Source organism: Streptomyces sp. NPDC050263, from assembly GCF_040655955.1.
GTDB lineage: Bacteria > Actinomycetota > Actinomycetes > Streptomycetales > Streptomycetaceae > Streptomyces.
The window spans coordinates 1-17,667 of the sequence record NZ_JBFAKW010000100.1 but is presented as its reverse complement, the minus strand read 5'-3'; the positions used below and the strand labels follow the sequence as shown (position 1 = coordinate 17,667).

Here is a 17,667-nt window from a genome sequence, read left to right as displayed (position 1 = left end):
GTCAGGCCTCCGTTCCGGTGCTCTCAGCCGGAGCGGCAGCCGGAGCCTCGGCCTTGGGGGCCTCGGCAGCGGGAGCCTGCTGCGGCTTACGACCGCGACCGCCGCGCTCGCCGCCACGGCCACCACGGGCCGGGCGGTCGGCGCCGCCGCCGCCACGGGCCGGGCGGTTGCCGGCGCGGGCTGCGGCGTTCTCGGCGCGGACCTCGGCGATGTTCTTGACATCGCCCTTGTAGATCCAGACCTTCACGCCGATGCGGCCGAAGGTCGTCTTGGCCTCGAAGAAGCCGTAGTCCACGTTCGCGCGGAGCGTGTGCAGGGGCACACGGCCCTCGCGGTAGAACTCCGAGCGGGACATCTCGGCGCCGCCGAGGCGGCCACCGCACTGGATCTTGATGCCCTTGGCGCCGGCCTTCATGGCGGACTGCATGCTCTTACGCATGGCCCGACGGAAGGAGACGCGGGAGGAGAGCTGCTCGGCGACGGCCTGGGCCACCAGCTGAGCGTCGACCTCGGGGTTCTTGACCTCGAGGATGTTCAGCTGGACCTGCTTCTTGGTCAGCTTCTCCAGGTCGCCGCGGATACGGTCGGCCTCGGCGCCGCGGCGGCCGATGACGATGCCCGGACGCGCGGTGTGGATGTCGACGCGGACCCGGTCACGGGTGCGCTCGATCTCCACCTTCGAGATGCCGGCGCGCTCCATGCCGGACGTCATCATCCGACGGATGGCGACGTCTTCTCCGACGTATTCCTTGTACGACTTGTCGGCGTACCAGCGGGACTTGAAGTCCGTGGTGATGCCGAGCCGGAACCCATGCGGGTTAACCTTCTGGCCCATTACCGGGATCCTTCCTTGCTGCTGAGGACCACGGTGATGTGGCTGGTCCGCTTGCGGATCCGGTAGGCGCGCCCCTGGGCACGCGGACGGAACCGCTTCAGGGTCGGACCCTCGTCGACGTAGGCCTCGGAGACGAAGAGGCTGTCGGCGTCAGTGTGGTCGTAGTTGTGCGCGGCGTTGGCAATGGCGCTGTCCAGCACCTTGCCGACCGGCACGCTCGCGGCCTGCGGGGCGAAACGCAGGACCGCCTGAGCCTCCGTGGCGTCCATGCCACGGATAAGGTCCACCACCCGGCGGGCCTTCATGGGCGTGACGCGGATGTACCGCGCCTGGGCCCTGGCTTCCATGGTTGTCCTTCCAGTGTCTGTCATGGTCATTCCACCCCGCTACTAGCGGCGCTTCGACTTCCGGTCGTCCTTGACGTGACCCCGGAAGGTGCGCGTCGGCGAGAACTCGCCGAGCTTGTGGCCGACCATCGACTCGGTGACAAACACCGGAATGTGGGTCTTGCCGTTGTGCACCGCGATCGTGTGGCCCAGCATGGCCGGGATGATCATCGAGCGACGGGACCAGGTCTTGATGACGTTCTTGGAACCGGCTTCGTTCTGGGCGTCCACCTTCTTTACGAGGTGTCCGTCGACGAAGGGCCCCTTCTTGAGACTGCGCGGCATCTAAACCCGCTCCTAGCGCTTCTTGTTCGTCTTGCGGCGGCGGACGATGTACTTGTTCGAAGCCTTCTTCGGCGAACGAGTACGACCCTCCTTCTGACCCCAGGGGCTGACCGGGTGGCGACCACCGGAGGTCTTGCCCTCACCACCACCGTGGGGGTGGTCAACCGGGTTCATCGCCACACCGCGAACGGTCGGGCGGACGCCCAGCCAGCGCTTACGGCCGGCCTTGCCCCAGTTGATGTTGCTCTGCTCGGCGTTGCCGACCTCGCCGACCGTGGCGCGGCAGCGCTGGTCGACCAGGCGGATCTCACCGGACGGCATGCGGAGGTGGGCCATCGTGCCCTCCTTCGCGAGCAGCTGCACCGAGGCGCCGGCGGAGCGGGCGAACTTGGCGCCGCCACCGGGACGGATCTCGATCGCGTGGATCGTGGTACCGACCGGGATGTTGCGGAGCGCCAGGTTGTTGCCCGGCTTGATGTCGGCCCCGGGACCGTTCTCGACGCGGTCGCCCTGCGACAGGTTGCGGGGGGCGAGGATGTAGCGCTTCTCGCCGTCCGCGTAGTGCAGCAGCGCGATGCGCGCGGTGCGGTTGGGGTCGTACTCGATGTGCGCGACCTTCGCCGGCACGCCGTCCTTGTCATGGCGACGGAAGTCGATGACGCGGTAGGCGCGCTTGTGGCCACCACCCTGGTGGCGCACGGTCACACGACCGGAATTGTTACGGCCGCCCTTGCTGTGCAGGGGGCGAACCAGCGACTTCTCCGGCGTGGACCGCGTGACCTCGACGAAGTCGGCGACGCTGGAGCCACGACGGCCCGGCGTAGTCGGCTTGTACTTGCGGATTCCCATTTTTCAGTCCTCGTCCGATATCGGACGATCCGGACCGCCCTTAGGCGGTCGGACCGCCGAAGATGTCGATACGGTCGCCCTCAGCAAGGGTCACGATCGCGCGCTTGGTGCTCGCGCGCTGACCGAAACCGGTCTTGGTGCGCTTGCGCTTGCCCTGGCGGTTGATCGTGTTGACCCCGGTGACCTTGACCGAGAAGACCGCCTGGACGGCCTGCTTGATCTGGGTCTTGTTGGCGTTCGGGTCGACGATGAACGTGTACTTGTTCTCGTCGAGGAGCGCGTAGCTCTTCTCCGACACGACCGGCTTCAGCAGCACGTCACGGGGGTCCGTGTACGCCTTGCTGGGCGCGGTGACGACGGTGTTCTTGCCCTCGGCCTCGTGGCGCTTCGCCTTGGCGACGCGCGCGGCCTTGGCGGCCTTGGCGGCCTTGGGGGCGATGCTCGGGTGACGCGTAGCCATCAGGCGTCACTCCCTTCGGTGTCGTTGGCCTTCGGGCCGGCGACGAAGGACTCGAGAGCGGCCTGGGTGAAGACCACGTCGTCCGAGACGATCACGTCGTACGTGTTCAGCTGGCCCGGCTCCAGGATGTGCACCTGGGGCAGGTTGCGGGCGGACAGCCACGCGGCCTCGTCGGCGCGGTCGACGACCAGGAGCAGGTTCTTGCGCTCCGAGATCTTGCCGAACAGCGTCCGAGCGGACTTCGTGGAGGGGGTCTCGCCCTCGATCACGCCGGTGACGACGTGGATCCGGTTGTGGCGGGCCCGGTCGGTGAGGGCGTGGCGCAGGGCCGCGGCCTTCATCTTCTTCGGGGTCCGCTGCGAGTAGTCACGCGGCTGCGGGCCGTGGACGACGCCACCGCCGGCGAACTGCGGCGCGCGGGTCGAACCCTGGCGGGCGCGACCGGTGCCCTTCTGGCGGTACGGCTTCTTGCCGCCACCACGGACCTCGCCGCGACGCTTGGTCTTGTGCGTGCCCTGACGGGCAGCGGCGTTCTGCGCGACGACGACCTGGTGGATCAGCGGGATGCTGACCTTCTCCACGCCGAAGATCTCCGCGGGGAGTTCGACGCTTCCGGTCTTCTCGCCCGCAGGCGAAAGGATGTCAACAGTGCTCATCGGTACCTCAGGCCCCCTTGGCCGCGGTGCGGACCAGGACGAGGCCGCCGTTCGGACCGGGAACCGCGCCCTTGATGAGCAGCAGACCCTTCTCCGCGTCAACGGCGTGGACGGTCAGGTTCTGGGTGGTGACACGCTCGTTGCCCATGCGACCCGCCATGCGGAGGCCCTTGAACACGCGGCCCGGGGTGGCGCAGCCACCGATGGAACCGGGCGAGCGGTGCTTGCGCTGGGTGCCGTGTCCGGCGCCGAGGCCCTTGAAGTTGTGACGCTTCATGACACCGGCGAAGCCCTTGCCCTTGCTCTTGCCGGTCACGTCGACCTTGACGCCGGCCTCGAAGACCTCGGCGGTGATTTCCTGACCGAGCGTGTACTCGGCGGCATCGGCCGTCCGGATCTCGACGAGGTGGCGACGGGGCGTGACGTCGGCCTTGGCGAAGTGACCCTTGAGGGGCTTGTTCACCTTGCGCGGGTCGATCTCGCCGAAGGCGATCTGGACCGACTCGTAGCCGTCCACGTCGTTCGTGCGGACCTGGGTCACGACATTGGGGCTGGCCTTGACGACGGTGACCGGAACAACACGGTTGTTCTCGTCCCACACCTGCGTCATGCCGAGCTTCTCGCCCAGGATGCCCTTGATCTGCTTAGCCATTCTCAGATCACCGACCCCTAGAGCTTGATCTCGATGTCGACACCGGCCGGGAGGTCGAGTCGCATCAGGGAGTCAACGGTCTTGGGCGTCGGGTCGAGGATGTCGATCAGGCGCTTGTGCGTGCGCATCTCGAAGTGCTCGCGCGAGTCCTTGTACTTGTGCGGCGACTTGATGACGCAGTACACGTTCTTCTCAGTGGGCAGCGGCACCGGGCCCGCGACCGACGCACCAGTGCGGGTCACCGTCTCGACGATCTTCTTCGCCGAGGAGTCGATGACCTCGTGGTCGTAGGCCTTGAGCCGGATGCGGATCTTCTGTCCCGCCATGGCTACTCAGTAGTCCTGTCTCTTCTAACGCTCTGGAACCGGGTGTTCCCGTTCACTCGTTCTCCGACCCACGCGGTCGGGTGTGTCGCGCTGTCACCGACACAGATGCCCCTTGTTCGAACATCCCTGCTGGGAAAGCACGGCCCTTCCGGAACCGCAAGCCGGGGACGAAAGGTCCACCGGGTGCCTGGTCGGCGCTGCACTGACACTTCCCGAAAGATTCCCGTACGTCCGCCCCAGCGCTGCCATCAGGCAGTTAGGGCGACGAGTACTGTGGGACTCGCTTCCGGTCCTCCCGGCGGGAGGCGCGCAGCATCAACACTCGACCGAGCAACTCGGACAGTCTGCCATATGGGGCACACCCTCCGCCAATCGAGCCGGAGAGAATACCCCGGGAGTGACGTAGGTCAAACGCGGCGCACGACCTGTGCGGCCTGCGCGTCGCCCCCCGAGGACGCCGCTCCCGGCCGGGGTGCGCGGACAGCGCCAGATGCAGTACCCGCAGCGCGGCGGCCCACCGGCGACCCCGCCGCCCTCACGCAGGGCCTCCGGACCCGTCTGCGGCCCGCCCGCACCGCACCCCGAGGCGGCCGCCCGGACGGACAGCACGGGCAGCCGCCCCCTGAAGGCGACCTCGGCGCGTCGCACCTCGAGGTCGTACTGCCTCCTCGCCCGCCGGCGAAGCCTGCGCATGACCCACCGCGGCGGCCCGGGCACCTGCCGGCCGAGGAACGCCGCCCGGGCCTCCTCGAACTGTCTGTCGACATCGTCGAGTCACGGAAGCGGTCGAGGTCGCACGACCGAACGCCCGGGAACCAGAGGGCAGTTGGCGGGCGGTACAGGCTGCTCAGACACCGGAACCCGGTTCTCCGCGCTTCGGTGCCGGGGGCGGTCTTTCCCAAGGACCTCCGAGGTGAAATCACCCCACCAAGCCCCACCCCTCCCGCCCGCGGCTCAAACTCACTCCCGCGGGTGAATATGCCAACTCAGGTGGATTCGGGCCGGGTTGCCTGCCTTACGCTCAGCGCAACACCACCGCAGACACCCACCGCAGACATGCGACGGCCCCCGCCGGGACTGCAATCCCAGTGCGAGGGCCTGACCACCGAGGAAGGCTCAAACTTCCTGATGGATACAGAAAACCCTAGCGCGCCCCCATGCGCCGAGTCCCGCATCCCGGGCAAAAACCACCCCCACGCGACAGGACTCACCCACGAGAACGCCCGCCACACCGAACGCTTCACCGTGATCGGCAACCACCTCGCCCAGCACCGGGAGCTCTCGCTGCTGGCGATCGGCCTGGCCGTGCACCTCCAGTCGCTGCCCAAGGGCGTCCGCGTCGACATCAAGACCCTCGCCGCCCGCTTCCCCGAGGGCGCGACCCGGATCGCCGCCGCCCTGCGCGAACTGGAGACCCACGGCTACCTGCGCCGCGAACGCAGACGCAGCCCCGACGGCCGCGTCACCACGCGCACGGTCTCCTGCAACCGCCCCGGCCACCACGACCGCGGCCACCCCGACCGCCGTCCGGCAGCGGACCACGCAGCCGACCAAGCCCCCAGGAAGCGCCCGGCCACGCCCCGCAAGGCACTCCCCCCGGTGCCGAAACCGGCGTACGCCCACCCCGCCCTCTTCCAGACGGCCACCGACCTGCTCGCCGGCCTCCGCCGCCACGACCCCCGCCTCCTCCTCTCCGCCACCGACACGGAGCACCTCGCACCCGGCGTGGCCGCCTGGCTCGAACGCGAGATCACCCCCACCGCCGTACGCCACGCCCTCACCGCCGACCTCCCGGACGACCCCCTACGCCGCCCGGCCGCCCTCCTGGCCCACCGCCTCACCGCCCAACTCCCACCTCTACCCCCCTACCGGGCCCCGGCCACCCCACCGGACACCCGCCACCCCCTCCGAAACTGCGACGGCTGCGACAAGGCCTTCCGGTCCCCTGAACCCGGTCACTGCCGCGGCTGTCGTCCCGATCTCCCGGAGGCCGCCTAGTGCCGCGGCAGGCAACGTTTACCCGTCAAGGAGCGGCGTCCGGTGCGTGCTCTCGGCGTGCCGGCCGGAAGTCCTCGTACTGGACGTACTTGGGCTTTCGGCCGGTGCGGCGAGAGTGCGTGCCGGGCGTCGCGACGGGGCGAACGTTGCCTGCCGCGGCACTAGCATGAAAGCGACGATCCTTGCCCCTGGGCACAGACGAGGAGCGAGCGCCATGACCATCGCCCCGGACGGCACGCAGCAGGGCAGTTCCCGCCACTACCTGGCGATGCGGGACGTCATCCAGTCCATGGACGACACCCTCCCCGGCAAATTCGAGATCACCAAGGAAGGGATCGTCCACGACATGATGGCGCCAGTCGGCCCCCACGAGCTGACCACGCTGCACCTTCGAAAACGCCTTGAGAAGGTCATGCCGGAAGAGCTGGTCGCCCACACAGGGACGCCTGATGTCGAGGCCGAAGTCGAGGGCATCATGCGCCACCCGGACGTCATGGTGATCGCCTGGGTGAACATGGAGGTCCCGGGCTCCTTCGATCCGCAGACGCTCATCGCCGCCATCGAGGTCGTCTCTCGTTCCAACCCCGACAACGACTGGGTCGGCAAGGTCCGCGACTACCCCCTCATCGGTATCCCCGTCTACGCGATCTTCGACCCCCGCACCGGCTCCGGGGCCGTCCTCACCGACATCCACCCCACGCCCGACGGCCCCCGCTACGCCACCCGCAAGGACTTCGTCTACGGCGAGGACGTCACCATCGCGGACTGGACCATCTCCACCGAGGGCCTCCCGCGCTGCCCCGCCTGACCGGCCTCGCAGCCGTGCCTTCGCCGGCCGCGCCCAGGACCGCATGCGAAAGGGCCCGTACGACCGGAGTCGTACGGGCCCTCTCAGGTGCTCAGCTCAGGCTGGAGCTACCAGGTCGATCAACAGACTTACTTGTTGATCTTGGTGACCTGGCCGGCGCCGACCGTCCGGCCACCCTCACGGATGGCGAACTTCAGGCCCTCTTCCATGGCGATGGGCTGGATGAGCTGCACCGACATCTCGGTGTTGTCACCCGGCATGACCATCTCGGTGCCCTCGGGGAGGGTCACGACGCCGGTCACGTCCGTCGTACGGAAGTAGAACTGCGGACGGTAGTTGTTGAAGAAGGGGGTGTGACGGCCACCCTCGTCCTTCGACAGGATGTAGGCCTGGGCCTCGAACTCGGTGTGCGGGGTGACCGAGCCCGGCTTGATGATGACCTGGCCGCGCTCGACGTCCTCGCGCTTGATGCCACGGAGGAGCAGACCGACGTTCTCGCCCGCCTGGCCCTCGTCGAGCAGCTTGCGGAACATCTCGATACCGGTGACCGTGGTGGTGGTCTTCTCGGTCTTGATGCCGATGATGTCGACGGTCTCGTTGACCTTCAGGACACCACGCTCGATACGGCCGGTGACGACCGTACCGCGACCGGTGATCGTGAAGACGTCCTCGATCGGCATGAGGAACGCCTTGTCGACGTCGCGCTCCGGCTGCGGGATCGACTCGTCGACGGCGGCCATGAGCTCGAGGACGGTGTTCGCCCACTCCGGGTCGCCCTCGAGCGCCTTGAGCGCGGAGACCTTGACGACCGGCAGGTCGTCGCCCGGGAACTCGTACTCGGAGAGGAGCTCACGGACCTCGAGCTCGACGAGCTCCAGGATCTCCTCGTCGTCCACCATGTCGGCCTTGTTCAGGGCGACGACGATGTACGGAACGCCGACCTGGCGGGCCAGGAGCACGTGCTCCTTGGTCTGCGGCATCGGGCCGTCGGTGGCGGCGACCACGAGGATGGCGCCGTCCATCTGGGCCGCACCGGTGATCATGTTCTTGATGTAGTCCGCGTGACCCGGGCAGTCGACGTGCGCGTAGTGACGCGTCTCCGTCTGGTACTCGACGTGCGCGATGGAGATGGTGATACCGCGCTGACGCTCTTCGGGAGCCTTGTCGATCTGGTCGAAGGCCGAGGCCTCGTTCAGGTCCGGGTACTTGTCGTGCAGCACCTTGGTAATGGCGGCCGTGAGGGTCGTCTTACCGTGGTCGATGTGACCGATGGTGCCGATGTTGACGTGCGGCTTAGTCCGCTCGAACTTCGCCTTCGCCACTGGGGTCCTCCTGGGAGTGGTTCTGGTACGCCTTACTTCATCGGCGCCAGGTGATCTTTGCTGTCAAAGCCCGGGCCCGGGGCACACACCCATGAACGGTGACGAACCTGGGTGGATGCCCCTAAGGCTCCGGAGTCAAGCCTAAAGCGTGTGAACGGAGTGCGTTACTCGCCCTTGGCCTTCGCGATGATCTCCTCGGCGACGTTCCGGGGAACCTCGGCGTAGGAGTCGAACTGCATCGAGTAGCTTGCGCGACCCGAGGTCTTGCTGCGGAGGTCGCCGACGTACCCGAACATCTCCGACAGGGGCACGAGGCCCTTGACGATCCGGGCGCCCATCCGCTCCTCCATGGCCTGGATCTGACCACGGCGGGAGTTGATGTCGCCGATGACCTCGCCCATGTAGTCCTCGGGCGTGGTGACCTCGACGGCCATCATCGGCTCGAGCAGCACGGGGCTGGCCTTGCGCGCGGCCTCCTTGAAGGCCTGCGAACCGGCGATCTTGAAGGCGAGCTCGGAGGAGTCCACCTCGTGGTAGCCGCCGTCGAGCAGGGTGACGCGCACGCCGGTCATCTCGTAACCGGCGAGGATGCCGAACTGCATGGCCTCCTGCGCACCGGCGTCGACCGAAGGGATGTACTCCTTCGGGATGCGACCACCGGTCACCTTGTTCACGAACTCGTACGACGCGTCGCCGCCCTCGATGGGCTCGATCGCGATCTGCACCTTGGCGAACTGGCCGGTACCGCCAGTCTGCTTCTTGTGCGTGTAGTCGACCCGGTCGACCGCCTTGCGGATGGTCTCGCGGTACGCGACCTGCGGCTTGCCGACGTTGGCCTCGACCCGGAACTCACGGCGCATACGGTCGACCAGCACCTCGAGGTGCAGCTCGCCCATGCCACCGATGATGGTCTGGCCGGTCTCCTCGTCCGAGTGGACCTGGAACGACGGGTCCTCCTCGGCCAGGCGCTGGATCGCGATGCCCAGCTTCTCCTGGTCGCCCTTCGACTTGGGCTCGATGGCGACCTGGATGACCGGAGCCGGGAAGTCCATGGACTCCAGGATCACGGGCTGCTTGTCGTCGCACAGCGTCTCGCCGGTCGTGGTCTGCTTCAGACCCATGACGGCGACGATGTCGCCGGCGCCGACCGACGCGATCTCCTCACGCTTGTTCGCGTGCATGCGGTAGATCTTGCCGATGCGCTCCTTCTTGCCCTTGACGGAGTTCAGCACGGCAGTGCCGGACTCCAGGCGGCCCGAGTAGACCCGGACGAAGGTGAGCTTGCCGAGGTGCGGGTCGCTCATGATCTTGAACGCCAGCGCCGACAGCGGCTCGTCGTCGGACGGCTTGCGCTTGACGACCTCCTCCGCGTCGTTCACGGCGTGGCCCTCGATGGCCTCGACGTCGAGCGGCGAGGGGAGGTAGCGCACGACCGCGTCGAGCAGGGGCTGAACGCCCTTGTTCTTGAACGCGGTGCCGCAGAACACCGGGGTGACGGTGGTGTCGGCGGACTTGCCGGACGCGATGGTGATACGACGGATCGCGGCGTACAGCTGCTCCACGGAAGGCTCCTGGCCCTCCAGGTACAGCTCCATGATCTCGTCGTCGTTCTCGGCGACGGTCTCGACGAGCTTGCCGCGGTACTCCTCGGCAGCCTCGGTGTGGGTGGCCGGGATGTCGACGACGTCGTACATCTCGCCCTTCTCCGCCTCGGCGGACCACACGAAGGCCTTCATCGTGACCAGGTCGACGACGCCCTTGAAGTCGGCCTCGGCACCGATCGGGAGCTGCATGACGATCGGCTGCGCGCCGAGGCGGTTGCTGATCATGTCGACGCAGCGGTGGAACTCGGCACCGGTCCGGTCGAGCTTGTTGACGAAGCAGATGCGCGGGACGCCGTAGCGGTCCGCCTGACGCCACACGGTCTCGGACTGGGGCTCCACACCCGCGACGCCGTCGAACACCGTCACAGCGCCGTCGAGCACACGCAGGGAACGCTCCACCTCGACGGTGAAGTCGACGTGACCCGGGGTGTCGATGATGTTGATGGTGTGGTCGACATCGGCGAGCGGCCAGTGACAGGTGGTGGCAGCAGAGGTGATCGTGATGCCACGCTCCTGCTCCTGCTCCATCCAGTCCATGGTGGCGGCGCCGTCGTGGACCTCACCGATCTTGTAGGAAACGCCGGTGTAGAACAGGATCCGCTCAGTGGTGGTCGTCTTGCCCGCGTCGATGTGGGCCATGATCCCGATGTTGCGGACCTTGGCCAGGTCAAGTGAAGTGGTAGCCATAAGGCTTTCGTCTTCTCTCGGTCTCGTCGTGGGTAGCGACTACCAGCGGTAGTGCGCGAAGGCCTTGTTGGACTCGGCCATCTTGTGGGTGTCCTCGCGCTTCTTCACAGCGGCGCCGAGGCCGTTGGACGCGTCGAGAAGCTCGTTGAGCAGGCGCTCGGTCATGGTCTTCTCGCGACGGGCGCGGGAGTAGCCCACGAGCCAGCGCAGCGCCAGGGTGCTCGCGCGGCCCGGCTTGACCTCGACCGGAACCTGGTAGGTCGCGCCACCGACACGGCGGGACTTGACCTCGATGGTCGGCTTGATGTTCTCGAGAGCGCGCTTCAGGGTGATGACCGGGTCGTTGCCGGTCTTCTCCTTCAGGCCCTCCATGGCGCCGTAGACGATGCGCTCGGCGGTGGAGCGCTTGCCGTTCAGCAGCACCTTGTTGATGAGCGACGTGACAAGAGGAGAACCGTAGACCGGGTCGATGATGACCGGGCGCTTCGGGGCAGGGCCCTTACGAGGCATTGTTTACTTCTCCTTCTTGGCGCCGTAGCGGCTGCGGGCCTGCTTGCGGTTCTTGACACCCTGGGTGTCGAGGGAGCCGCGGATGATCTTGTAGCGAACACCCGGCAGGTCCTTCACACGGCCACCACGCACGAGCACGATGGAGTGCTCCTGCAGGTTGTGTCCCTCACCCGGAATGTAAGCGGTGACCTCGATCCCGCTGGTCAGACGCACACGCGCGACCTTACGCAGGGCCGAGTTCGGCTTCTTCGGGGTGGTCGTGAACACACGCGTGCAGACGCCGCGGCGCTGAGGAGAACCCTCGAGTGCGGGCGTCTTGTTCTTCTCGACCTTGTCCTGCCGGCCCTTACGGACCAGCTGCTGGATCGTAGGCACTACTTCTCCGGTTTCTGTGTGCCGATTTGTACAGCTAACCTGGAACATCGCCGACCCACGCGGTCGGGTGTGTCGAATCCGGCGGACTTTCGCCGCGAAGCGAAAAGAGGCACAGATTGCGGTGGCCGCTCCTTAGGCCCCATGTGCGGTTGAAGACACGCACGAGGGCCAGGGCACACCCCAGGCACAAGGTCTGAGCGTACCTAGCGCACTGACTCCGGTCAAAACAAAAGCTCAGCGATCGACACGCCGGAGGTTTACGAGCGGTTCACGAGCGCTGCCTCGACCTTTGTGCTACCAGAGCGGCGGCGTCCGCGGAGCCTTCCCGTTCTGCCGGTTGCGCCGGTTGCGCCGGTTGCGCCGGTTGCGCCGGTTGCGCCGGTCCTGTCGCGGTGTCGTGGCCGATGAAGTACGTCGGACGGTTCTGTACGGCCGTATAGATGCGGCCGACGTACTCGCCGAGCAGGCCCACGCAGATCAGCTGGACCGCGCCGATGAACAGCACGCCGATGAAGAGGGACGTCCAGCCGGGGACGGTGTGCTGGAAGGCGTGGGCGCTCAGGGTGTAGGCCATCAGCCCCAGGCAGACCAGGAAGGCGAAGCCGCCCAGCCAGGTCGCGATGCGCAGCGGCGCCGCCGAGAAGCCCGTGACGCTGTCGACGGCCAGCCGGATCATCCGGCCCAGCGGGTACTTGCTCTGGCCGGCCGGCCGCGGTGCGCGCTCGTAGGTGACCTCGCCGCTGGGGAAGCCCAGCCAGGGCACCAGGAGGCGGTAGACGCGCTGCTGGTCCGGCAGGGCCTTCAGGGCGTCCACGGCGGCCCGGCTGAGCAGCCGGAAGTCACCGGCGTGGGCGGGCACGGACGGTCCGGCGAGACGGCGCACGAGCCGGTAGTACAGGCCCGCCGTCCACCGCTTGAAGCCGCTGTCGCTGGCCCGGTCCGCGCGGATGCCGTACACGATGTCGAGATGCTCGCCGCGGGCCAGCGCGAGCATGTCGGTGATCTTCTCGGGCGGGTCCTGGAGGTCGGCGTCGATGCTGACGACATAGGCGCCGGCCGCCCGGTCCAGGCCTGCGGTGAGGGCGGCCTGGTGGCCCGAGTTGCGGCGCAGGCCGATGACACGCAGTTCCGGCCAGCCGAGCCGGAAGGCGGCCAGCAGCTCGGCCGTGCGGTCGGTGCTGCCGTCGTCCACGGCGACCACCTCGTAGGCCGCGCCGAGGCCCGCGAGGACCGGGCGCAACCGACTGACCAGCGCGGGGAGTACCTCTTCCTCGTTGTACATGGGTATGACGACGGACAGGACCACCGCCGGGCCAACCGACAGGACCTGTTCCGCGGCCGCGGTCTTCGGCGCTTCGGCCACCCGCCCTCCCCCAAGCTGTGACGCACATGTGCGACGCTGTTGCGATCTTATGACCACACTCGTGACCAACTCTTTTGACCAGGCTTCACGATCATCACGATCGTCCGGACCGCGGTGCCGCCCTGGGCGTCCGGCGATCGGCCGAGGGGGACCCCAGCCATGAGCACGGCTTCCAGCGAGACGGCGACGGGCTCCGCCGCGCCCGACGACGGGCCGGAGAAGCGGTCGCGGAAACCGCCCCGCCTCACCGTGCCGGACGGTGTACGACCGTACCTCGCCCCGCTGCTTCTCTACGGCGTCACCAAGCTCGTGGGGCTGACCGTCTTCGCCTGGCTCCTGGAGTCGGCCGACGACTACCAGAAGAAGAACCCGCGCTTCGGCGGCGGCGCCCACTGGTGGGACGTCCTCGCCACCTGGGACGGCTGGTGGTACCTCCAGGTCGCCGAGAAGGGGTACGACCCCGGCCCCCTGGAACCGCTCGGCCCGGGCGGGCTGTTCACCGTCAAGCAGAACTCGGTCGCCTTCTTCCCGCTCTACCCGGGCCTGATCCGGGGCACGTCCGAGATCACCGGGCTGGGTCTGTACGGCTCCGGGATCCTGGTGTCCGTCCTGGCCTCCTTCGTCGCCGCCGCCGGCATCTACGCGGTGATCTCGACGCTCGCCGGGGTGCGGGCGGGCACGATCGCGGCCGGGCTGTGGGCGGTGGCGCCCGGCGCGGGCGTGGAGTGGGCGGTCTACTCGGAGTCGGTGTTCGTCGCCATAGCCGCCTGGTGCTGCTACTGCGTGATGAAGCGCCGCTGGGTGGCGGCCGGACTGCTCGCCTTCGCGGCCGGCCTCAACCGGCCGACCTCCGCCGCGCTGATCGGCGCGGTCGGGCTGGCCGCGATCGTGACCCTGGCGCGGCGGGAGAGCAGGCGCGAGCACGGGGTGTCGGGGCCCGTGTACGCGATGGTCGCCGCGCCGCTCGGTCTGCTCACCTACATCACCTGGGTCGGCCTCAGTTCCGGCGACCTCACCGCGTACTTCACGCTCCAGCGCGAGGGCTGGGCGCACTACTTCGACTTCGGCAAGTACACGCTGGACGTGCTCGGCAACACGGCGGTCGGTCACAACAACTACCTGTTCGCCTTCTCCGTCCCGGACCTCCTCGGCGTGCAGATCGTGCTGGCGCTGCCCTTCCTGATCGCGCTGATGCTGCGCAAGAAGCCGCCGCTGGTGCTGGTCGCGTACACACTGGCGAGTGTGATCACCGTGCTGGGCACCCAGCAGATGTTCGGCAACACCGGGCGGTATCTGCTGCCCGTCTTCCCGCTGCTGCTGGCCCCGGCGGCGGCGATGAGCCGGCTGAAGTGGCCGAGCCTGGCGGTGTTCTTCGCGACGGCGGCGGTGGCGTCGGGGTGGTACGCGCACTATGTGATCTTCGAGTTGGGAATTCCGTAGATGCCGGTTCCGTGAACGTCGGTTCTGTGGAAGCCGGTCGGTGGACGGCGGACGGCGGACGGCGGACGGCGGACGGCGGACGGCGGACGGTGAACGGCGGACGGCGGACGGTGAACGGCGGACGGCGGACGGCGGACGGTGAACGGCGGACGGCGCCGGGTCAGCGCGCTCGGCGGGCCGCGCGTTCGGCGGCGAAGACGTCCTCCAGCCGGAAGAGCTGGGCCCGTCCCGCCTTGCCGGCCGCTTTGAGGTGACCCAACTGGACCCACTTGCGAATGGTGGCGGGGGCCACCCCGACCTCCTGCGCCGCGAGGGGGCCGGGGATGAGGGTGGGGCGGTCGGGGTCGCTCATGCTCGGGCCCACTCCCCCTCGTCCCAGGTGTGGCGGTAGGCCGGGTCGTCGTGACAGCCGCAGTCCGGTTCGGGGCAGCGACAGGCGGGGTTGACGCAGAGGACGGCCCCGCGGTCGGGGAAGGCCCGCAGGGAGACGGAGTCGCACCAGGGGCAGCGGCCCGCGACCCGTACGACGGTCTCGGTGTCGCCCAGCGCGCGGGCGCAGCGGCGGGCCATCCGGCGGGTCTCGTCGCGCACATGCGCGGCCAGGACGGGATCGGCGGCGATCCGGTCGAGGAGGGACGCGATCCTGCGCAGCCGCTCGGGCACGGGGGCGCGCCGCGGGCGGGACAGGCCGAGCCGGTCGCGTACGGCCTCCTCCAGTTCGAGCACGCCGTCGGTGATGTCCCGGATGGCGTCGGAGACGTGCAGGCGGAGCGGGGCCGCGCCGTGCCCGGGGGCCACGAGGCCGTGGCGCTGCTGGAGGAGGAGCTGTTCCTCGCGTTCCTCGCGCAGCCGGGCGCCGAGGTCGGCCGGGGGGCGCGGCACGGAGGGGCGGGGGGCGGGGGTGGTGCGGCCCGGGACCAGTTCCGTCGACAGCTCGGGGAACTGCCGGAGAAGTGTGCTGATCCAGAGGGCGGCCTGGGCGGTGGGGCGCTCGGCGCGGTCGGCCCGCCCGGCGCGGTCCTCGCGGTCGCCCCGCTCCTCGCGTGCTTCAGGCACGGGTGCCTCCCTGAGCCGGGAGGTGGGCGAGGACGGCGGCCAGGGCCGGGGGCGGGAGCTGCGCGGGGACGGGGACCGGGCGGCCCGAGCGCCAGAGACGGCCGCCGCAGACGCCGTCGAACCCGCTCTCGGCCGGTGCCACGGCATCCTCGCAGGCGCGGCGCACGGGGCAGTCGGCGCAGGCCCGGAGCGCGGGGGCGGCGTCCTTGGCCTTCTTGGCGAAGACGATCCGCGGGGGGAGCCCGGTGCAGGCTGCCGCGGACTGCCAGCGATCGGTTGAGGCAGGCGGGCGGGAACTCGTTTCGGGCATGGACATGGGACCCCCCTGGGTTCGTGAACGAGCCGTGCTGAGTGAACGTCTCCCCAGACTTACAGATTGCGTGCGCGCCCGCAACGAATTTCCGGATGGTCAACCTCCGCCGCATCCTTCAAATCTCCACGAACGGCGCGAATTTTCCTCAGTGCTTGCCCGAGAGCACGTAATTCCGCGCGCGCAAGCAAGCTAAACTCTTGCCCACCCCGAAGGAAGAGAGAAGGACAATGACCAACCAGGGCTTGGACGCGTTCGCCGCGTGGGTCGAAGACCTCATGCGCGAACGCGGCTACGACATCGACAGTCCACGCGGCGGCGGCAAGTCGAGGATCGCGGACGAGGCGGGCGTGCACCGCGCCGCCGTCACCCGTCTGCTTCAGCGGCAGAGCATGCCGGACCTCGAGACCACCCGCCGGCTCGCCCGCGTGCTCGGTGTGCCGGTCCGCGACATGCTCATCCGCTCCGGTCGGCTGACCGCGGAGGAACTGGCCGACCCCCACGACCACCTGGCCTCCCCCGCGCCCAGCGCGGAGTTCGGCCGCCGCCCCACCTTGGAGGAGGTCGCCGACCTGTTGGGCGTGCCCGCCGACCGACGGGAGATGTTCGTCAGGGTCGTGGAGCAGTTCCTCCCGAGCGAGGCGGAGGCCACGCAGGGTTCGCCGTCCCCCCAGGGGTCGCGCGCGGCGCACGTGACACCGATGCGTGAGGATCCGCGAGCCCTGCTGGAGACGGCGGTGGGCGTGCCCGCCTCCATCGACTGATCCGCAGGCCGACCGCAAGCCGTTCCGCAAGCGGTTCCGATCGACGAGCGCCCGTGGGCCGACGGGAGCTCGGTTCGACGCCCCATGTCCCCCACGTCCCCCAAGTCCCCCACGTCCCCGACACCCCTCACGCACCCCCACGCACCCCCACACCCCCCACGCACCCCCACGTCCCTCCCACCCCCACTCCCCCGCGCGCACCCGACCCCCCTCCTGACCTGCGTTCTCGCCCCTCCCGCACCTCCTTCCACAACTTCCTCGCCGATTTAGTTGCGTGCGCGCACGCTCCTCTGTCACAGTTGGTGCAGCGGCGGAGCTGTGCCCGCGAGCCCCGAGCGGGCCGCACCCGTCGCCGTACGCCGGGCCGAGGCGCCGCGCGCCTCCCCTTCCCCGCCCCCGCGCGGCGCCCGCCCGGCGACTTCCCCTTCTTCCCGGCGAGGTGACCCGGCATGACCACACCCACCCCACCGAGTGCCTTCCCGGACGTCGAGGCCCTGGTCGTCGACATCCTGGAGGCCGACTCGGCGCTCTCCACGGCGCACGTCGCCGTCGATCCGCCCGAGAACTTCGACGGCACGACCGCCGCCGTCCTCGTCAACCGGCGGGGCGGCGCGTGGATCGGCGAACTGCACGTCGACCAGCCGCTGATCGAGCTGGAGGTGTACGGCCCGACCAAGCAGGCCGCGCACGTCCTGGCCAACTCCGCCCGCCGCGCGCTGCTGGCCGCGGCCGGCAACCGGTACGGCACGAACCTCATCACCGAGGTGGAGGAGCAGGACGGCCCGCGCTGGCTGCCCGACTACCTCTACTCCGCGGCCAACCGGTACGTGAGCGTGCTCAAGGTGTTCCTGGACGTCTACTGACGTCCCCCCGGAACCCGTTCACGCACCTAGTGCCGCGGCAGGCAACGTTCGCCCCGTCGCGACGCCCGGCACGCACTCTCGCCGCACCGGCCGAAAGCCCAAGTACGTCCAGTACGAG

Annotated in this window: 21 protein-coding genes; 5 read left to right on the top strand and 16 right to left on the bottom strand. The window is 68.8% G+C overall.

Going from position 1 to position 17,667, the window contains the following annotated elements:
* Position 1: 1 nt before the first annotated feature.
* Genes rpsC through rpsJ form a run of 8 tightly spaced genes read right to left on the bottom strand, consistent with a single transcriptional unit; the run spans position 2 to position 4,449 of the window.
* Complete coding sequence (gene rpsC, locus AB0J04_RS33275) at positions 2-835, bottom strand: 30S ribosomal protein S3 (protein WP_054238784.1); 834 nt, start codon at positions 833-835, stop codon at positions 2-4.
* Complete coding sequence (gene rplV / locus AB0J04_RS33270) at positions 835-1,182, bottom strand: 50S ribosomal protein L22 (protein WP_363172338.1); 348 nt, start codon at positions 1,180-1,182, stop codon at positions 835-837. The genes rpsC and rplV overlap by 1 nt, the downstream gene beginning before the upstream one ends.
* Before the next feature lie 42 nt (positions 1,183-1,224).
* Positions 1,225-1,506 (bottom strand): 30S ribosomal protein S19, encoded by a 282-nt coding sequence (gene rpsS / locus AB0J04_RS33265; protein ID WP_020132632.1) that lies wholly within the window; start codon positions 1,504-1,506, stop codon positions 1,225-1,227.
* 12 nt (positions 1,507-1,518) lie between these two features.
* Positions 1,519-2,355, bottom strand: a complete 837-nt coding sequence (gene rplB / locus AB0J04_RS33260; RefSeq protein WP_006376052.1) for a 50S ribosomal protein L2 — start codon at positions 2,353-2,355, stop codon at positions 1,519-1,521.
* A 40-nt stretch (positions 2,356-2,395) separates the two neighbouring features.
* Positions 2,396-2,815: a 50S ribosomal protein L23 gene (gene rplW / locus AB0J04_RS33255; RefSeq protein ID WP_363172337.1), complete on the bottom strand. Its 420-nt coding sequence runs from the start codon at positions 2,813-2,815 to the stop codon at positions 2,396-2,398.
* Positions 2,815-3,471, bottom strand: a complete 657-nt coding sequence (gene rplD, locus AB0J04_RS33250; RefSeq protein ID WP_363172336.1) for a 50S ribosomal protein L4 — start codon at positions 3,469-3,471, stop codon at positions 2,815-2,817. The genes rplW and rplD overlap by 1 nt, the downstream gene beginning before the upstream one ends.
* A 7-nt stretch (positions 3,472-3,478) precedes the next feature.
* On the bottom strand, positions 3,479-4,123 hold the full coding sequence (gene rplC / locus AB0J04_RS33245) for a 50S ribosomal protein L3 (protein WP_351903799.1): 645 nt from the start codon (positions 4,121-4,123) through the stop codon (positions 3,479-3,481).
* A gap of 17 nt (positions 4,124-4,140) precedes the next feature.
* On the bottom strand, positions 4,141-4,449 hold the full coding sequence (gene rpsJ / locus AB0J04_RS33240) for a 30S ribosomal protein S10 (RefSeq protein WP_003948644.1): 309 nt from the start codon (positions 4,447-4,449) through the stop codon (positions 4,141-4,143).
* 1,128 nt (positions 4,450-5,577) lie between these two features.
* Between rpsJ and AB0J04_RS33235 the strand changes: the two genes are divergently transcribed.
* Positions 5,578-6,447, top strand: a complete 870-nt coding sequence (locus tag AB0J04_RS33235; RefSeq protein ID WP_363172335.1) for a helix-turn-helix domain-containing protein — start codon at positions 5,578-5,580, stop codon at positions 6,445-6,447.
* Positions 6,448-6,661: 214 nt separating this feature from the next.
* Positions 6,662-7,255 (top strand): Uma2 family endonuclease, encoded by a 594-nt coding sequence (locus AB0J04_RS33230; protein WP_363172334.1) that lies wholly within the window; start codon positions 6,662-6,664, stop codon positions 7,253-7,255.
* Between the two features lie 128 nt (positions 7,256-7,383).
* Here the strand turns inward: AB0J04_RS33230 and tuf are convergent, their stop codons facing one another.
* The 5 genes from tuf to AB0J04_RS33205 form a co-directional block, all read right to left on the bottom strand.
* Positions 7,384-8,577 (bottom strand): elongation factor Tu, encoded by a 1,194-nt coding sequence (gene tuf, locus AB0J04_RS33225; RefSeq protein WP_363172333.1) that lies wholly within the window; start codon positions 8,575-8,577, stop codon positions 7,384-7,386.
* A 164-nt stretch (positions 8,578-8,741) separates the two neighbouring features.
* The gene (gene fusA, locus AB0J04_RS33220) at positions 8,742-10,868 is read right to left on the bottom strand and encodes an elongation factor G (protein ID WP_363172332.1); all 2,127 of its coding nucleotides are present in this window, start codon (positions 10,866-10,868) and stop codon (positions 8,742-8,744) included.
* 39 nt (positions 10,869-10,907) lie between these two features.
* Positions 10,908-11,378, bottom strand: coding sequence for a 30S ribosomal protein S7 (rpsG, locus tag AB0J04_RS33215; protein WP_189712345.1), 471 nt, complete (start codon positions 11,376-11,378; stop codon positions 10,908-10,910).
* 3 nt (positions 11,379-11,381) lie between these two features.
* On the bottom strand, positions 11,382-11,753 hold the full coding sequence (gene rpsL, locus AB0J04_RS33210) for a 30S ribosomal protein S12 (RefSeq protein ID WP_003948652.1): 372 nt from the start codon (positions 11,751-11,753) through the stop codon (positions 11,382-11,384).
* Positions 11,754-12,021: 268 nt separating this feature from the next.
* A complete protein-coding gene (locus tag AB0J04_RS33205; protein WP_363172331.1) occupies positions 12,022-13,116 on the bottom strand; it encodes a glycosyltransferase family 2 protein in 1,095 nt (364 codons plus the stop codon).
* A 159-nt stretch (positions 13,117-13,275) separates the two neighbouring features.
* Between AB0J04_RS33205 and AB0J04_RS33200 the strand changes: the two genes are divergently transcribed.
* Positions 13,276-14,556: a hypothetical protein gene (locus tag AB0J04_RS33200; protein ID WP_363172330.1), complete on the top strand. Its 1,281-nt coding sequence runs from the start codon at positions 13,276-13,278 to the stop codon at positions 14,554-14,556.
* A 160-nt stretch (positions 14,557-14,716) separates the two neighbouring features.
* On the opposite strand, the gene AB0J04_RS33195 is transcribed toward AB0J04_RS33200, so the two are convergent.
* From AB0J04_RS33195 to AB0J04_RS33185, 3 genes are all read right to left on the bottom strand, one after another.
* On the bottom strand, positions 14,717-14,908 hold the full coding sequence (locus AB0J04_RS33195; protein ID WP_363172329.1) for a hypothetical protein: 192 nt from the start codon (positions 14,906-14,908) through the stop codon (positions 14,717-14,719).
* On the bottom strand, positions 14,905-15,519 hold the full coding sequence (locus AB0J04_RS33190; RefSeq protein ID WP_363172350.1) for a hypothetical protein: 615 nt from the start codon (positions 15,517-15,519) through the stop codon (positions 14,905-14,907). The genes AB0J04_RS33195 and AB0J04_RS33190 overlap by 4 nt, the downstream gene beginning before the upstream one ends.
* 85 nt (positions 15,520-15,604) lie before the next feature.
* A complete protein-coding gene (locus AB0J04_RS33185; RefSeq protein ID WP_363172327.1) occupies positions 15,605-15,928 on the bottom strand; it encodes a WhiB family transcriptional regulator in 324 nt (107 codons plus the stop codon).
* 224 nt (positions 15,929-16,152) lie between these two features.
* Between AB0J04_RS33185 and AB0J04_RS33180 the strand changes: the two genes are divergently transcribed.
* A complete protein-coding gene (locus AB0J04_RS33180; RefSeq protein ID WP_363172326.1) occupies positions 16,153-16,686 on the top strand; it encodes a helix-turn-helix transcriptional regulator in 534 nt (177 codons plus the stop codon).
* Between the two features lie 449 nt (positions 16,687-17,135).
* Positions 17,136-17,549 carry a hypothetical protein gene (locus AB0J04_RS33175; RefSeq protein ID WP_363172325.1) on the top strand — a complete coding sequence of 138 codons (414 nt, stop codon included), beginning with the start codon at positions 17,136-17,138 and terminating at the stop codon, positions 17,547-17,549.
* Positions 17,550-17,667 lie beyond the last annotated feature (118 nt).

Excerpts from the sequence above, each read along its gene's own strand:
- AB0J04_RS33180 (WP_363172326.1), top strand. The coding sequence starts at position 16,153 with ATGACCAACCAGGGCTTGGACGCGTTCGCCGCGTGGGTCGAAGACCTC.
- rplD (WP_363172336.1), bottom strand. The coding sequence starts at position 3,471 with ATGAGCACTGTTGACATCCTTTCGCCTGCGGGCGAGAAGACCGGAAGC.
- rplV (WP_363172338.1), bottom strand. The coding sequence starts at position 1,182 with ATGGAAGCCAGGGCCCAGGCGCGGTACATCCGCGTCACGCCCATGAAG.
- fusA (WP_363172332.1), bottom strand. The coding sequence starts at position 10,868 with ATGGCTACCACTTCACTTGACCTGGCCAAGGTCCGCAACATCGGGATC.
- AB0J04_RS33195 (WP_363172329.1), bottom strand. The coding sequence starts at position 14,908 with ATGAGCGACCCCGACCGCCCCACCCTCATCCCCGGCCCCCTCGCGGCG.
- rpsG (WP_189712345.1), bottom strand. The coding sequence starts at position 11,378 with ATGCCTCGTAAGGGCCCTGCCCCGAAGCGCCCGGTCATCATCGACCCG.
- rplW (WP_363172337.1), bottom strand. The coding sequence starts at position 2,815 with ATGGCTACGCGTCACCCGAGCATCGCCCCCAAGGCCGCCAAGGCCGCC.
- rplB (WP_006376052.1), bottom strand. The coding sequence starts at position 2,355 with ATGGGAATCCGCAAGTACAAGCCGACTACGCCGGGCCGTCGTGGCTCC.
- rpsJ (WP_003948644.1), bottom strand. The coding sequence starts at position 4,449 with ATGGCGGGACAGAAGATCCGCATCCGGCTCAAGGCCTACGACCACGAG.
- AB0J04_RS33230 (WP_363172334.1), top strand. The coding sequence starts at position 6,662 with ATGACCATCGCCCCGGACGGCACGCAGCAGGGCAGTTCCCGCCACTAC.
- AB0J04_RS33235 (WP_363172335.1), top strand. The coding sequence starts at position 5,578 with ATGGATACAGAAAACCCTAGCGCGCCCCCATGCGCCGAGTCCCGCATC.
- rpsS (WP_020132632.1), bottom strand. The coding sequence starts at position 1,506 with ATGCCGCGCAGTCTCAAGAAGGGGCCCTTCGTCGACGGACACCTCGTA.
- AB0J04_RS33185 (WP_363172327.1), bottom strand. The coding sequence starts at position 15,928 with ATGTCCATGCCCGAAACGAGTTCCCGCCCGCCTGCCTCAACCGATCGC.
- AB0J04_RS33175 (WP_363172325.1), top strand. The coding sequence starts at position 17,136 with ATGACCACACCCACCCCACCGAGTGCCTTCCCGGACGTCGAGGCCCTG.
- rpsC (WP_054238784.1), bottom strand. The coding sequence starts at position 835 with ATGGGCCAGAAGGTTAACCCGCATGGGTTCCGGCTCGGCATCACCACG.
- rplC (WP_351903799.1), bottom strand. The coding sequence starts at position 4,123 with ATGGCTAAGCAGATCAAGGGCATCCTGGGCGAGAAGCTCGGCATGACG.
- AB0J04_RS33200 (WP_363172330.1), top strand. The coding sequence starts at position 13,276 with ATGAGCACGGCTTCCAGCGAGACGGCGACGGGCTCCGCCGCGCCCGAC.